The sequence below is a fragment of the Amycolatopsis sp. cg5 genome, assembly GCF_041346955.1.
Taxonomy (GTDB): domain Bacteria; phylum Actinomycetota; class Actinomycetes; order Mycobacteriales; family Pseudonocardiaceae; genus Amycolatopsis.
Genome location: NZ_CP166849.1, coordinates 8,677,732 through 8,691,684, shown reverse-complemented (window position 1 = coordinate 8,691,684; position 13,953 = coordinate 8,677,732). Strand labels below are relative to the sequence as shown.

General features: G+C 69.0%; 15 protein-coding genes. 6 read left to right on the top strand and 9 right to left on the bottom strand.

Annotation, left to right across the window (positions count from 1 at the left end):
* Positions 1–104 precede the first annotated feature (104 nt).
* Both AB5J62_RS39440 and AB5J62_RS39435 read left to right on the top strand, forming a co-directional pair.
* Positions 105–314, top strand: coding sequence for a hypothetical protein (locus AB5J62_RS39440; RefSeq protein WP_370945129.1), 210 nt, complete (start codon positions 105–107; stop codon positions 312–314).
* 69 nt (positions 315–383) lie between these two features.
* On the top strand, positions 384–1,316 hold the full coding sequence (locus AB5J62_RS39435; RefSeq protein WP_370945128.1) for an endonuclease/exonuclease/phosphatase family protein: 933 nt from the start codon (positions 384–386) through the stop codon (positions 1,314–1,316).
* Positions 1,317–1,464: 148 nt separating this feature from the next.
* On the opposite strand, the gene AB5J62_RS39430 is transcribed toward AB5J62_RS39435, so the two are convergent.
* Genes AB5J62_RS39430 through AB5J62_RS39420 form a run of 3 tightly spaced genes read right to left on the bottom strand, consistent with a single transcriptional unit; the run spans position 1,465 to position 4,063 of the window.
* The gene (locus AB5J62_RS39430) at positions 1,465–2,280 is read right to left on the bottom strand and encodes an NAD-dependent deacetylase (RefSeq protein ID WP_370945127.1); all 816 of its coding nucleotides are present in this window, start codon (positions 2,278–2,280) and stop codon (positions 1,465–1,467) included.
* Positions 2,273–2,575 carry an antibiotic biosynthesis monooxygenase gene (locus AB5J62_RS39425; RefSeq protein ID WP_091288239.1) on the bottom strand — a complete coding sequence of 101 codons (303 nt, stop codon included), beginning with the start codon at positions 2,573–2,575 and terminating at the stop codon, positions 2,273–2,275. Before AB5J62_RS39425 ends, AB5J62_RS39430 begins: the two co-directional genes overlap by 8 nt.
* 42 nt (positions 2,576–2,617) lie before the next feature.
* Positions 2,618–4,063: a M1 family metallopeptidase gene (locus tag AB5J62_RS39420; RefSeq protein WP_370945126.1), complete on the bottom strand. Its 1,446-nt coding sequence runs from the start codon at positions 4,061–4,063 to the stop codon at positions 2,618–2,620.
* Positions 4,064–4,095: 32 nt separating this feature from the next.
* On the opposite strand from AB5J62_RS39420, the gene AB5J62_RS39415 reads away from it, so the two are divergent.
* Entirely contained in the window at positions 4,096–4,842 is a 747-nt protein-coding gene (locus tag AB5J62_RS39415) for an alpha/beta fold hydrolase (RefSeq protein WP_370950462.1), read from the top strand.
* 66 nt (positions 4,843–4,908) lie between these two features.
* Here AB5J62_RS39415 and AB5J62_RS39410 read toward each other — a convergent pair whose 3' ends face one another.
* The 4 genes from AB5J62_RS39410 to AB5J62_RS39395 all read right to left on the bottom strand — a co-directional run bounded on the left by AB5J62_RS39410 (position 4,909) and on the right by AB5J62_RS39395 (position 8,617).
* Positions 4,909–5,853 (bottom strand): N-acetylmuramoyl-L-alanine amidase, encoded by a 945-nt coding sequence (locus AB5J62_RS39410; RefSeq protein WP_370945125.1) that lies wholly within the window; start codon positions 5,851–5,853, stop codon positions 4,909–4,911.
* Positions 5,854–5,951: 98 nt separating this feature from the next.
* Positions 5,952–6,821, bottom strand: coding sequence for an A/G-specific adenine glycosylase (locus tag AB5J62_RS39405; protein WP_370945124.1), 870 nt, complete (start codon positions 6,819–6,821; stop codon positions 5,952–5,954).
* A 110-nt stretch (positions 6,822–6,931) separates the two neighbouring features.
* Positions 6,932–7,423, bottom strand: coding sequence for a beta-class carbonic anhydrase (locus AB5J62_RS39400; protein ID WP_370945123.1), 492 nt, complete (start codon positions 7,421–7,423; stop codon positions 6,932–6,934).
* 93 nt (positions 7,424–7,516) lie between these two features.
* Complete coding sequence (locus AB5J62_RS39395) at positions 7,517–8,617, bottom strand: LacI family DNA-binding transcriptional regulator (protein ID WP_370945122.1); 1,101 nt, start codon at positions 8,615–8,617, stop codon at positions 7,517–7,519.
* 210 nt (positions 8,618–8,827) lie between these two features.
* On the opposite strand from AB5J62_RS39395, the gene AB5J62_RS39390 reads away from it, so the two are divergent.
* The 3 genes from AB5J62_RS39390 to AB5J62_RS39380 are packed head-to-tail and all read left to right on the top strand — an operon-like array spanning position 8,828 to position 11,441.
* Positions 8,828–9,733, top strand: a complete 906-nt coding sequence (locus AB5J62_RS39390) for a metal ABC transporter solute-binding protein, Zn/Mn family (RefSeq protein WP_370945121.1) — start codon at positions 8,828–8,830, stop codon at positions 9,731–9,733.
* The gene (locus tag AB5J62_RS39385) at positions 9,733–10,569 is read left to right on the top strand and encodes a metal ABC transporter ATP-binding protein (RefSeq protein ID WP_370945120.1); all 837 of its coding nucleotides are present in this window, start codon (positions 9,733–9,735) and stop codon (positions 10,567–10,569) included. Before AB5J62_RS39390 ends, AB5J62_RS39385 begins: the two co-directional genes overlap by 1 nt.
* Positions 10,566–11,441, top strand: coding sequence for a metal ABC transporter permease (locus AB5J62_RS39380; protein ID WP_370945119.1), 876 nt, complete (start codon positions 10,566–10,568; stop codon positions 11,439–11,441). The genes AB5J62_RS39385 and AB5J62_RS39380 overlap by 4 nt, the downstream gene beginning before the upstream one ends.
* Here AB5J62_RS39380 and AB5J62_RS39375 read toward each other — a convergent pair.
* Both AB5J62_RS39375 and AB5J62_RS39370 read right to left on the bottom strand, forming a co-directional pair.
* Positions 11,398–12,702 carry a hypothetical protein gene (locus AB5J62_RS39375; RefSeq protein WP_370945118.1) on the bottom strand — a complete coding sequence of 435 codons (1,305 nt, stop codon included), beginning with the start codon at positions 12,700–12,702 and terminating at the stop codon, positions 11,398–11,400. The two genes, AB5J62_RS39380 and AB5J62_RS39375, sit on opposite strands and share 44 nt — an antisense overlap.
* A 21-nt stretch (positions 12,703–12,723) precedes the next feature.
* Complete coding sequence (locus AB5J62_RS39370) at positions 12,724–13,947, bottom strand: DUF445 domain-containing protein (RefSeq protein WP_370945117.1); 1,224 nt, start codon at positions 13,945–13,947, stop codon at positions 12,724–12,726.
* Positions 13,948–13,953 lie beyond the last annotated feature (6 nt).

The following is a 13,953-nucleotide window of genomic DNA, read 5'->3' as shown; positions in this document are numbered from 1 at the left end:
CCTTTCACCGGAGCCCAGCTTCGGCGGGCGGCCTGGTAGCGGCCGCACAGCGGGCTGGCAGAAAATCGGCGGCGCTGACAGGTCCTGTCAGGCACGATGCGCGGATGGGACTCGAAGATGACCCGTTCGAGTGGCGGGCGACGAAGAACGGCCAGGTCATGGTGGCCAGAGGCGGCCGGACGGTGACCGTGCTGCGCGGCAAGGCCGCCGCCGCGTTGCTCGGCAAGCTGACCACGGCCGACGACGAAGCCGCCCAACAGCTGCTGGCCCGCGCGACCGGGCACTACCGGCACGTCGGCAGGCCGAAGGGCTGACTTGCGCAGATCTCGTGAAGGTCCTGTGTAGACCGAGCCTGACCGGCGCGAACTCGGCAAACTGGGCATGTGCAGGTAGTTGAGAGACCCCGCGTCCGCGCGTCGGTGATCGTGCTGTGGCTCGCGCTCGTCCCGTTCGCGATGCTCACCGGGCTGCGGCTGCTCGGGATCGACGGCCCGAAGCCGATCATCGCGGCGATCGCGCTGACGCCCTACGCGACCGTCTGCGCGGTGCTGCTCGCGGCGCTCTGCCTGGTGCTGCGCCACTGGCGCGTCGGCGCGGCCGCGGTGGTGGTGGCGCTGGCGTTGACGTCGATGGTGCTGCCGCGCGCCTTCGCGAACGAACAGCCCGCCGTTTCCGGCCCCGTGCTGCGGGTGCTGGCGTCGAACCTGCTCGCAGGCGAGGCCGACCCGGCCGAAGTGGTCCGCCTGGTGCGCACCCAGCACGTCGACGTGCTGAACCTCGTCGAGCTGCCGACCTCGGCGGTCGCCCGGCTCGACCAGGCCGGGCTTGGCGACGTCCTGCCGTTCCGCGTGGTCCATCCCAGCCGCGGCGCGGCCGGGGGAGGGATCTTCTCGCGCTACCCGCTCACCGAGGTCCCGCTCACCCGCAAGCAGCCGATGGCGTCACTGACCGTCGACGGCCGCTCGGTCGAGATCATCGCGGCCCACCCGGCGGCGCCGATGTGGGAGCCGGGCGTCTGGGCCACGGAGTTCGCCGACCTGCTTGCCGCCGGGCCCGGCCTGCGGATCATCGCGGGCGACCTCAACGCGACGCTGGACCACTTCAAGCTCCGCGACCTGCTCGCCACCGGCTACCACGACGCGGCCAACGAGACCGGCACCGGCTTCGACCCCACCTGGCCGTCCGCCGCATTCCCGCCGCCGGTGACCATCGACCACGTACTGGCCGACCAGCGCATCGCGGTCCGGGCGTACCAGGTCTTCGACATGCCGGGCAGTGACCACCGGGCCGTCTACGCCGAGCTCGCCCTGCCCTGACCCAAGCCTCGCCCTGCTAAAAAAATCCCAATGTGGCTTTCGTCAGGTTCTCGCGTCCCAATGTGGCTTTCGTCAGCTCTAACCTGACGAAAGCCACATTGGGGGTTCAAAAACTGACGAAAGCCGCATTGGGATTTTTTCCCGAGGGTCAGGGGGCGCTGAGCAGGGCATCGATCGCCTGCAGGGTTTCCAGGGCGCCCGAGGCGAGGGAGACGCCGCGGTCGTGGCGGATATTGGGTTCGCGGGGGTTCACGCGGATCAGGGAGCCGGTGGCCGCGCTGGCGATTTCGGCGTAGCGGCGGACCGTGGGGACCGCCTGGCCCGCGCCGAGTTCGATGACCACCAGGTCACGCTGGGCGCGGCGCCAGGCCGTCAGGCCGGACAGCTGGGCGTCGGTGCGCGCGGATTCCCAGCTGTAGTCGCCGAACATCAGGATGTTCGGCCGGGCGAGGCCGCCACAGGAAACGCACGTCGGCAGCTCCGAGGTCGCGCGCATCGTGTCGGGGTCTACGGTGACCGAAATCGAAGCAGGCCAGATCCCGGAGCCGCACTGGTCGACGCATTGCAGGTGATGGATCGAGCCGTGCGCTTCGACCACGTCGGCGTAGCCCGCGCGCTGGAACTGTCCGTCCACATTGGACGTGAAGGCCCAGACCCCGCCCGGGGTCGAAGCACCCCACTCGCGCAGCAGCCGGAAGCCGTCGTGCGGCACCGTCTCGCGGTACAAATCGAGACGGTGGCCGTAGAAACCCCAAGCCAGCGACGGGTCCACCGCGAAATGACGCGGGTTCGCCAACGTCACGAACTCCAGGCCCAGCCGGGCGTACGGCGGGTACGCCTGCCAAAAGCCTTCGTCACCCCGGAAATCCGGCAAGCCGGAGTCGACGCCCATGCCGGCGCCGGCGCACACCAAGAGCGCGCCCGCCGACGAGATCAGCTTGGCCGCGCGTTCGAGCTCAGTCACCAGAGAGCGGGACGACCTCGAACTCCAGCAGGTTCGCGCCGCTGGCCACCGGCTTCGCGCGCTCGCCCGCGTGCGCTTCGACGGCGGGGCCGTTGCGCCACGCCTGGAAGTGCTCCTCGGTCTCCCACTTCGTGTAGACGAAGTACCGGTTCTCGCCGGCGACCGGGCGCAGCAACTCGAAGCCGAGGAAGCCGGGCTGGGTGTCGACGGCGTGCTTGCGTGCCGCGAAGCGCTTCTCCAGCTCGGGGCCCGCGCCTTCGGGAACTTCGATCGCGTTGATCTTCACTACTGCCATGGCCTCCACCCTACTGGCCAACCGGCGCGGGACCGGGCAGTCTCAGCCGCGCAATTTCCCCGGATAGAGGTCGGCGTCGGCAGGCACCTTGTCGGAGTGGAACCAGGTGTCGAAGAACGGCTTGAGCTTCTCGCCCGCGAGGTTGCTCGTGAACAGCTCGAAGTCGTCCCAGGACGCGTTGCCGTGCTTGAACTGCTGCGGCCAGCCGGTCAGCAGCCGGTTGAAGACGTCTTCGCCGAGCTTCCGCCGCAGCGCGTGCATGGCGAGGATGCCCTTGTCGTAGACGCCTTCGAACTCGTGGCCGGCAGGCGCGCCGGTCAGCCGGTGCGACCAGAACTCCGGGCTCTTCCCGGTGATCTCCAGCGCGGCGCGATAGCGCGCGTCGAGGTCGTCGCCGCTCTTCTCCTGCCACAGCCACTGCGCGTACGACGCGAAGCATTCGTTGAGGCAGACGTCGGACCAGGACCGCACCGAGACCGTGTCGCCGAACCACTGATGGGCGTTCTCGTGCACGATCGTGCCGAGATCGGCCCATTTCGCGTAGGTCGGCCTGGTCTGGGTCTCCAGCGAGAAGTGGATGTCCTCGTTGACGAAGATGCCGCCTGCCGCGCTCTGCGGATACGGGCCGAACTTGCTCTTGAGGAAGTCCAGCACCTCGGGCAGCTTGTTCTCGATGTCGCGCTTCGACTCCGTGCCAGGCGCGTACGCGTTGATGATCGGGGTGCCGTCCGGCAGCGTCGCGCGGTCGACGGTGAACTTGTCGATCGCGACCGTCGTCAGGTAGCTCGCGATCGGGTTCGGCTCGGTCCACGTCGTGGTCGACCAGCCGCCTGCCGACTTGGGCGGGGTGTCGCGGCCGTTCGAGAGCACCGTCCAGCCGTCCGGCACCCGGGCGGTGAGCCGGAAGGTCGCCTTGTCGAGCGGGGTTTCGTTGACGGGGTACCAGAACGCGGCCGAATGCGGCTCGCCGACGACGTACGCGCCGCCGGACGTCGACTTGAGCCAGCCGCCGTCGCCGAGCGCGGCCGTCGCGGCCTGCGTCGGCTTGCCCGAGTAGATGATCCTCGTCCGGTAGACGGTGCCAGAGCGGATCGGCTCGGCGGGCGTGATGACGAGCTCGAAGTCGCCTTCGCGGGCGAACTGCGCCGGCTTGTCGTCGATCTGGACCGACGCGACCTCCAGACCGCGCAGGTCGAGGTTGAACCGGCTCAGGTCCTGCGTGGCGCGCGCGGTGACCGTGGTGTCGCCGTCGAGATGGCTCGTCGCCGGGTCGAAACCGATGCCGACCTGGTAGTCGAGCGCGTCGTAGCCGCCGTTGCCGTCGTTCGGGTACGCCTCGTCGCCCGCGCCCGGCGCTCCCGGCTTCGGGTCCATCGGCGCCGGTGGCGGCTTCGCGAGCATGGGCGGGGCCTGGGGGTCGGCACTGCAGCCGATAATCGTGACGGCGATCAGCGCGAGCATGATCGTCGGGGTTCGGCGGCGGCGCATGAAAGCGAGTCTAGGTGATCCAGCGCGACGGTTTGATTACGTTCGGCGGTCAAGGGCGGCCGATCGTCCTGCTGCACGGGCTCATGGGACGCGCCCGCACCTGGTCACGGGTGGCGCGCTGGCTCGAACCGTACGGCCAGGTTTTCGGGCTCGACGCGGCCGGTCACGGGCATGGTTCGCGCGGTGGCCCGTGGGAGACCGAGCGATTCGCCGACGACGTCGCGGCGCTCGTGCGCTCGCTCGGCGCCGGGCCCGCCGTGGTGATCGGGCACTCGATGGGCGGGCTGCACGCGTGGGCGTTCGCGGCGCGGCACCCGTCGCTGGCGCTCGCCGTGGTGAGCGAGGACTTCGCGCCGGATCAGCGCGGACGGACCATCGACCCGTGGAAGGCGCACTTCGAGGCGTGGCCGGTGCCGTTCGGCTCGCTCGACGAGGTGCGCGCGTACTTCGGCTCGCTCGGCGACTACTTCGCGGACTGCTTCGAAGAGCGCGCCGACGGCTATCACCTGATCGCGGACCTGCCGACGCTGTACGAGATCGCGTCCGAGTGGGGGCGCCGCGACTACTGGTCCATTGTGGACTCGATCAAGTGCCCGCTGCTGGTCGTCGAGGGCGAGCACACGCTGATGCCGCCCGGACAGCAGGCCGAGGTCGCGGCGCGCGTCGCCGACGGGCGGCACCTGGTGGTCGCCGGCGCGGGCCACGTCGTCCACGAGGACGCCCCGTGGGAGTACCGGGGCGCCGTCGAGGCTTTCCTCAGCGAAGTACTGGCCCGCTGAGGCGTTCGCGATACCCCGAAAGTGGCTTTCGTCAGATGCGATCTGACGAAAGCCACTTTCGGGGTATCACCGGATGGTCGCCAGCTGGGCCTTGAGGGCGTGCGGATCGTTGGTCAGCAGTGGCCACAGGTCGGCGCCGAGGAAGCCGGACTCGTCGGCGTTCGCGCTCGCGTAGCAGGTCGCCGACGGCACACCGCGCGAGTCGGCGAACGACCGTACGGCGTCCTTTGTGGACGGACCGAATACGCCGTCCGTCGGCACGTTGAAGCCCTTGTCGCGCAGAAGTCGTTGCGCGACAAGGACTCGCTGACCCGTGGCGCCCGGCTTGAGCAACGGCCACTCGGTCGGCGCCGCGCGCCTGGCCGCGTAGCCGAGCAGCCTGGAGACTTCGTCGCGAAGCTCCGGCAGCCGGTCGTAAAGCACCTGGCCTGGGCACTCGGTCGAGTTGAAGTCGCGGTGGCCCTTGATGAACTCGGGGTCGACCGCGTACTGCTGCGCCATGTACGCGACCAGCTGCACCAGCGAGTTCCAGAGCGCGCCCGGCACGTCTTCGGTGCTGTAGAGGCCCTCGTTCTCGATGCCGATGCACTCGCTGTTGTGGTTGCCGACGTTCGCGCCCTGCACGTGTTTCGTGCCGCCGCGCAGCACTTCGAGGCTGCGATGGCGGCCCTCCATCACGTAGCCGCCACGGCTGTTCGTGAACTGCTGCCCGGTGTCGATCCAGCCGCGGGTGTCCATGTGGAAGTTCTGGATCGCCCGCGCGGCCCAGAAAGCGTGCGCCTTCGAGTAGTCGTCGACGTTGCCGGGATCGACGGTGTGGTGCACGACGATGTAGGTGGGCCGGTGGTTTTCGACCGTGATCGGCGCGGCGGCCGGGCGCGCGCTCCACTCGGTGCAGGTGTAGATGCGCGGTGACGGGATCGCATGCGCGACTCCGGTGCCGAGGATGCCGGACGCGCCGACGGCGGTGGCGGCCAGTCCGCTTTTGAGCAGGGTGCGGCGATCAACCATTTCGAACTCCCTCGCCGGGATGCAGGGATGCAGGTGCGAGGAAGGTAACCCCGGTCACACCTCTTCGACAACTAGCAACAGACTTTTGGCCTAACGCGTTAGTGTTCCCCGGGCAACGCGAACAGCCCGTCACGGGTCTGTTCGAGCAGCCCGTCGACCAGAAGTGAGTCGAGACAGCGGGACCGTTGTCCGGCATCGTGCCAAACCAGGTCGAGTTTCGCCTGTTCAACCGGCCCATCGGTGCCGCGGAGCACGTCGAGCAGCAGGCCGCGCACCTGCCGGTCGGTGCCGGCGAACTTCTGGACGACCTTCGCCGGGCCCGCGTAGGCGGGGCGCCCGGCCTTCTGCCACGCGCACTCGGCATACAACGGACAATCGGCGCACCGCTGCGACTTCGCCGTGCAGATCAGCGCGCCGAGTTCCATGAGCGCGGCGGAGAACTTCGCGGCAGGCGCGTCCTGGGCTGGCAGGAACTTCTCGACGTCCGCCATGTCGCGGGTGTTGGAGGGCGGCCCGGCGTCACCGGCACCGTGCACGGCACGCGCGACGACCCGCCGGACGTTGGTGTCGACCACCGGAGCGCGCTTGCCGTAGGCGAAAGCCACGATCGCGCGTGCGGTGTAGGCGCCGATGCCGGGCAGCGCGAGCAGAGTGTCCACATCGGACGGAACGACGTCGCCGTGCTTCGCGGCGATCTCGGCGGCCGCGGCGTGCAGCCTGAGCGCGCGCCGCGGATAACCGAGCTTGCCCCAGGCGCGGACGACCTCGCCCTGGCTCTCGGCCGCGAGCGCGGACGGCACCGGCCACCGCTTCAGCCACTCTTCCCAGATCGGCTGCACCCGCGCGACCGGCGTCTGCTGCAACATGATCTCGCTGACCAGCACGCCCCAGCCGGTGCACTCCGGCTTGCGCCAGGGCAGATCCCGCCCATGCTCGTCGAACCAGTCGATCAATACCTCAGGTCGCACCAGCGGCACTCTACCGATGCCCGAAAGTGACGTTCGTCAGATGTCATGGCCCGAAAGCCACTTTCGTCAGATGAGACCTGACGAAAGTGGCTTTCGGGCTAGAACGGGGGTTACTCGACCTCGGTGAGCTTGCCCGTGAAGACGTCGTAGACGAAGCCGCGCACGTTGTCGGTGTGCGGGAGGAAGTCGCTGCGGCGGACGCGCTGCACGGAGCGGCGGACGCTGTCGTCGACCTCCCGGAAGGCTTCGATCGACCAGGTCGGCCGGACACCGCCCGCCTCTTCGAGCTCGTCCTTGAACGAGTCTTCGGTGACGAGCGAGAGGCCGCAGTTCGTGTGCTGCACGATCAGCACTTCGCGCGTGCCCAGTTTGCGCTGCGAAAGAGCGAGTGAACGGATCATGTCGTCGGTGATCACGCCGCCCGCGTTGCGCAGGACGTGTGACTCGCCTTGGAGCAGGCCGAACATCTCGAACACCCTGATGCGCGCGTCCATGCACGTCAGGATCGCCACGTGGAGCGAGGGCTGCGGGGACGAGCGGTCGCCCTTGCGGTCCTCTCCCATGTCGTCGTGTCGCTTAAGCAGTACGTCGATGGAGGTCAAAACGGTCCACCCTTCGGCGTTCTCGGCTGTTCACCTATTTCACCCGGTGAACGGGCCCGCGGGCAACGCCGTTAGGGGTTCAGTTGACCAACATCACGGGCCGAACCAGCGTTCTTCGGCGGTCCTAGGGGGTCCGGACGTACGGCCGACGCGCAGTTCGGTCGGCAAGGTGATGATCTTGGGTGTCACGCGCTCGGCGGCGCCGAGCAACAGCTTCCCCGCCGCCTTGCCCTTTTCGAGCACGGGCTGGTGGACGGTGGTGAGTCCGATCCGCTCGGCCTCGGCGATGCCGTCGAAGCCGGTGACCGTCAGGTCGCCTGGCACGTGCAGGCCGCGCCGTTCGGCTTCGGCGAGCGCGCCGAGCGCGAGGATGTCCGAGGTGCAGATCAGCGCCGTGACCTGGGGATTGGCGTCGAGCAGCTGGCGTGCGGCCGAGGCGCCCTCGTCGACGGTGTGGTCGAAACGCTCGACGACGGGCACGTTCGCCCAGTCGACGCCCGCCAGCGAGAACGCGGCGGCCAGCGCCTCCAGGCGCAGCCGCTGGACGTGGAAGTGCGCGTTGCTCTGCCGCTCCAGCGTCACGAAGCCGTCGTTGCGCTCGCGCGCGAGCCGCATGCAGAGCACGCCGATCTGGCGGTGGCCGAGTTCGACGAGGTGGTTGGCGATGTTGGCGACCGCGGCGGCGTCGTCGGGGCCGACGCGGTCGACCCCGTCGATGCGCGGCTGGTCGATGATCACCGTCGGCACCGGCCGCTGCAGCACGGCCGCGAGGTGTGGATCGTCGTCCGGCACCGAGTAGACGACGAATCCGTCGACGCCCGCGCGATGCACGGCCGCGACGTCCTCGTGGCCGGGGCTGGCGGGCACGAGGTGCAGGCCGACGCCCGCGTCCTCGCAGGCCAGCGCCAGTCCCTCGAGCACCCCGACGGCGGCCGGGTCGCGGAACGCGTACGACAGGTTCTCGGTGAGCAGCAGCCCGACGGCTCCCGCCTTGCGGGTGCGCAGTGATCTGGCGACCGGGTCCGGGCCTGGGTAGCCGAGGCGGCGCGCTGTCTCCAGCACTCGCCTGCGCAGCTCTGGCGAGAGCTGGTCAGGCCGGTTGTAGGCGTTGGACACGGTGGTTCTGGACACGCCGAGTTCGGCGGCCAGCGACGCCAGTGTCGCCTGCCTCCTTGTGCGAATAGGACGGCCCATCCGGAAACCGTAACGGTTCAGAAGGTATTCGGTGAAGAGACACGACACGTGTGCGATGTCTCGATTAGGTCGTGACCGTCAGTGCCACTGGTCACCCGGGTTTGCTTTTCAACCCCACGATCGAGGTAAAGTGAATCTGACAACGGTTTCCATTAACGATACGGTGCGTGTCCGAGCGTGCCGCCTGTGTGGCCTCTTAGGAGTACTTCGATGACTTCCCGACGCGCGAGGGTGATCGCCGCCGCTGCCGTGTCCGTGCTGGCCCTGGCCACGGCGGCGTGTTCGGGCGACGGCGGCGCGTCCGGTCAGCCCGCCGACGGCAAGATCAAGGCGCTCGCCTCGATCGACGTCTGGGGCGCCGTGGTGAGCGCGGTCGGCGGCGACAAGGTGGCCGTCACCTCGATCATCCACGACCCCTCCGCGGACCCGCATTCCTACGAGACGACGCCCGCGGACAGCCTCGCCGCGCAGCAGTCGAAGCTGACCATCGGCAACGGCGGCGGCTACGACGACTTCTTCGGCAACCTCTCCAAGCAGGCCGCGGGCGACGCGAAGAAGCTGACCGCGTACGAGATCGCCGCGACCGGCGACGAGAACGAGCACGTCTGGTACAGCCTGCCGACCGTGAAGAAGGTCGCCGACCAGGTCGCGGCCGCACTCGGCGAGGTCCAGCCCGCCTCGAAGCAGGCGTTCGCCGACAACGCCGCCGCGTTCAAGACCAAGGTCGACGACCTGGAGAAGAAGGTCGCCGGCGCGGGCGCCGCGCACCCGGACAGCAAGATCGCCGCGACCGAGCCCGTCGCGCACTACCTGCTGGAGACCGCGAAGGTCACCGACGCGACGCCGGAGGAGTTCTCCAAGGCCGTCGAGGAGGAACAGGACGTGCCCGCCGCCGCCGTCGCGGAGGTCAAGGCCCTGGTCAGCGACAAGAAGGTCAAGGCACTCGTCAACAACGTGCAGACGGTCACCCCGACCACCGAGCAGGTCGTCGCGGCCGCCAAGGGCGCCGGTGTGCCGGTCGTCGACGTGTCCGAAACGCTGCCCGCCGGTGTGACGGACTACATTGCCTGGATGAGCAAGCAGGTCGACGCGCTGGTGGGAGCACTGAACGGCTGATGTCAGCGGTACTGCAAGAGGCCAGGCCCGCGGTCGACGTCCGCGGGGCCAGCCTCGCGTTCGGCAGGCGGACCCTGTGGTCCGGGCTCGACCTGACCGTCGAGCCCGGTGAGTTCCTCGCGGTGCTCGGGCCGAACGGGTCCGGCAAGACGAGCTTCCTGAAGGTCCTGCTGGGCCTGCAGCAGCTGTCCGGCGGCCAGGTCACGCTCGCCGGGCACAAGCCGGGCGGGGTGAACTCCAAGGTCGGTTACATCCCGCAGCAGCGAGCCATGGACGAGGGCCTGACGCTGCGCGGCACCGATCTGGTCGGCCTAGGCCTCGACGGGCATCGCTGGGGCACGGGGCTGCGAACGCGCGCCGAGCGCCGCCGCAAGGTCGCCGCCGCCATCGAGTCGGTCGGCGGCACCCGGTACGCGAACGAGCCGGTCGGCAAGCTGTCCGGCGGTGAGCAGCAACGGCTTCGCGTCGCGCAGGCGCTGGTCGGCGACCCCGAGGTGCTGCTCTGCGACGAGCCGCTGCTCTCGCTCGACCTCGCGCACCAGCGCGCGGTCAGCGACCTGATCGACGCGCGGCGCCGCGCCGCGAACACCGCGGTGTTGTTCGTCACCCACGAGATCAACCCCATCTTGTCCTATGTGGACAGGGTGCTCTACCTGGTCAACGGCCAGTTCCGGATCGGAAAGCCGGACGAGGTGATGAGCTCGGAGACGTTGTCGGAGCTCTACGGCACGAAGATCCAGGTGCTCAAGGTCGGCGGCCAGATCCACATCGCGGGCGCGCACAGCTCGCTGTGTGAGGACGAGCCACACCATCACGAAGAAGCGATGAGCGAGTGAACGAGCTTTTCGATTTCAGCAAGACGGCTCAGCTTCTCGGGCTCGACAGCGTGCAGACGGCGCTGCTCGCCGCCGCCGTGCTCGGCCTGGTCGCCGGCCTGCTCGGCCCGCTGATCGTGATGCGCCGGATGTCCTTCGCCGTGCACGGCACCGCCGAACTCGCCTTCACCGGCGCCGCCGGCGCGCTGCTGCTCGGCGTCGGCGTCGAGTACGGCGCGCTGGCAGGTGCCATCGTCGCCGCGCTGCTGCTGGGGATACTCGGCGGCCGCGAGTCCGAGCGCGACTCGGTGATCGGCGTGATCCTGTCGTTCGGGCTCGGCCTCGGCGTGCTGCTGCTGTCGTTCTACAAAGGACGGTCCGCGAACAAGTTCGGGATACTGACCGGCCAGATCATCACCATCGACTCGACCAACCTGGTCGCGCTGGTCGGCGGCTCCGTGCTGGTACTGCTCGTGCTCGCGCTGCTCTACCGGCCGTTGCTGTTCGCCAGCGTCGACCGCAACGTCGCCATCGCGCGCGGCGTGCCGGTGCGCTCGCTGACCATGATCTTCGCCGTGCTGGTCGGCATCTCGACCGCGCTGAGCGTGCAGGTGGTCGGCTCACTGCTGGTCGTCGCGCTGATGGTGACGCCTGCCGCGGCCGCCGCGCGGGTGACCGCCAGTCCGTGGAAGGCCACGGTGCTCGCGGTGATCTTCGCCGAGGTCGCCGCGCTGGGCGGGATCGTGCTCTCGCTCGCGCCCGGCAAGCCGGTGAGCGCGTTCGTTACCACGATCTCGTTCGTGATCTACCTGGTCTGCCGGGTCGTCGCCTACCGGCGGGACCGGGTGGCTAGCCGATCGGATGCTCTTCCAGCTTTGCCTGCACTGCGTTGAGGAACCCGTCCTCGATGAAGGTCAGCTGACCGGCGGAGACACTGCGTTCCACCGCCTCGACCACCACGACCTCGGCGTTGACGAACTCGTCGATCGCCTGCTCCTGCGTGGTCTTCGAGGTGAAGTGCGCGAGCATGGTCAGGTTCGTGAAGCCGCCGGGCAGGTACCGCGAAGACGCCTTGGTGAACGAGTCGCCGTAGATCAGGGTCCGCTTGTCGATCGTGCCGACCAGCGGGCTGGTCTTGCGGTAGACCGGCTTGTCGATGTCGCCGTTGGACAGGCCGCCGCGGTCGACCGCCCCGTCCGGCTTGAGCGTGTACTCCTGCAGCGTCTTGACCTCGTTGCGGCCGAGCAGCGGCGGCAGGTCGGCGTTGACGTCGTACTTGCGCGTCGGCGTGCTGACCCAGCTCTGGGTGACGCCAGGCTGGATGGCGTTGGCGACGTCACGCGCCATCACGAGCGCGCCTTCGTCCGTCCAGTGCGTGTCGTTCGGCGGATAGATCGGGTGGCCGACACGGCCCTCGGACTTCTTGAGCTCCGGCCGCAGGTCGAGCGCGCCCGCCGCGAGGAACTGCGCCCAGTCCGCCTCCTGCTTGGGCTGCGAGCACTCCTTGTCGGGATAACTCGCCGGCAGCTTCTGCGGGACCATCGTGGTCTTGTCCGGCGCGATGACGAACACGAACTTGCGCCCGGAGCTCTCGACGGCCTGGCGCAGCGTGGTGATCCGGCTCAGCGTGTCCGCCAGCGGACGGCTCGGCGCGCACTTGGCCTCGGCGTCGTAGCCGTAGTACAGCCACCCGTCGACACCCTGCACGACGCGGCGGTACCCGGCCTGGCTGTTCGGGCTGCCCTGCGGCGACGGCGCGTTCTTCGGCGTGGACGGCGTGGCGCCGGGAATCGGGCCCGCGACGGGCGGCGGCGCCTGGTCGAGCGGGGCGCCTTCGCCGAACAGGCCGCGGCTGACGCCGTCGGCGGCGGCGATCGCGCCGCTGCGGAAGGACAGCTGGTCGGTGGCCCAGCCGGGCAGGCCGGTGAAGAACTTCCAGCCGTCGCCGAGGCTGGGGAAGCTCGCCAGCTTGTGGTTCTCGATCTCGCTCGGGCGGACACCGACGACCCACAGCAGCGTCGGCGTCACGAAGAACATCAGCGCGCAGACCAGCGCGGTCATCTGCCGTCCACCGTGCCGAGGCCGGTGCAGCGCGTGCTCACGGGGTAGCCACGCCTCGTGGACGGCAGGCAGCTGCTGAGGTTCGGATTCCACGCCTCCACGGTAACCGGAGGATCAGTGCAGCATGAGCAGAACCTGCAGTTCGCCGACCAGGAAGCCGATGAACCCGCCGACCGCGATCAGCTTCCACTCGTCCTGGCGGAACGCGGGCCGCAGCAGGCCCTCGTACTGCAGCGGGGTCAGCCGCAGCATCCGGTACTCGACCATCTGCGCGACGTCCATCGCCTGCGTGAGATAGCCCTCGGCCTGGCGGACCGTGGCCGGGAACGACTCGACCGCCCGGCGCGCGGCCGCCGTCTTCATCTCCTGCAGCCGCTGCCCGCCGATCGCGAGCGCGACCAGTGGCTTCGCGACGCTCGTCTGCTCGTCGACGGCCTTGGCGACCGTGCGCTGGACCATGGCGAGCAGCCGGTCCGAGCGCGGCCCGGTCAGCACGGCCTCCATCAGGTTCGGCACGGTCAGCACCTCGTGCGCGATGATCTCGCCGTACTGCCTGGCGACCTCGGCCTTGCGCTTCTGGAACTTGCCCTGGAAGGTCAGCGGGCCGAGCCGGATCGGGTCGCGCGGCACGAAGATCAGCTTGATCGCCAGCCAGTCGGTGAACAGCCCGACCACCGCGCCGAAGATCGGCAGCACCAGCGGTTCCTTGGTGAACGCCCAGGTGAACGCCTGCACGATGCCGAGCGTGAAGCCGAAGACGATGCCCGCGCGTGCGATGAAACCCATCTCCGGGCGCGAGGTCTCGCGGATGAGCTTCACGAGCAGTTTCTTGTCGCGCGTGAGCGTCTGGACGGTCATGTGCTTGACGTCGAGCACCTCGTCGAGGTTCTCGCGCAGCTCGTCCATCAGCTCGCGCACCAGCCGCGGCGTCGACGCCTGCACCTGCTTGATCAGCAGCTCCTGCGCCATCGACGGCATGACCTCCCACATCCGCGGGTGGTACTCCTCGAGCACGCCGCGCGCGATGTCGTCGACGGCCTTGAGCAGCGGCTGCTCGATCTGGCGCGTGATGAGGTCCGGATCGATCCGGTCGAAGATCTCTTTGAGGTCGAGCAGGTTCGTGGTCAGCAGGTCGGTGGCGACCGCCGCCATCCGCCCGCCGTGCTTGGGCACCACGCCCTGCCAGCCCAGTAATGGCTTGATGCCAACGAATTCGAGCGGCCGGAACATCATCTCGATGGCCACGCGCTTGGTCACGTACCCGATCAGCGCGGCGACGAACGGGATGGCCGCGTACAGCGCCCAGTGCTGCCCGAGGTCGTTCAGCACGGCGTTCACCAGGGC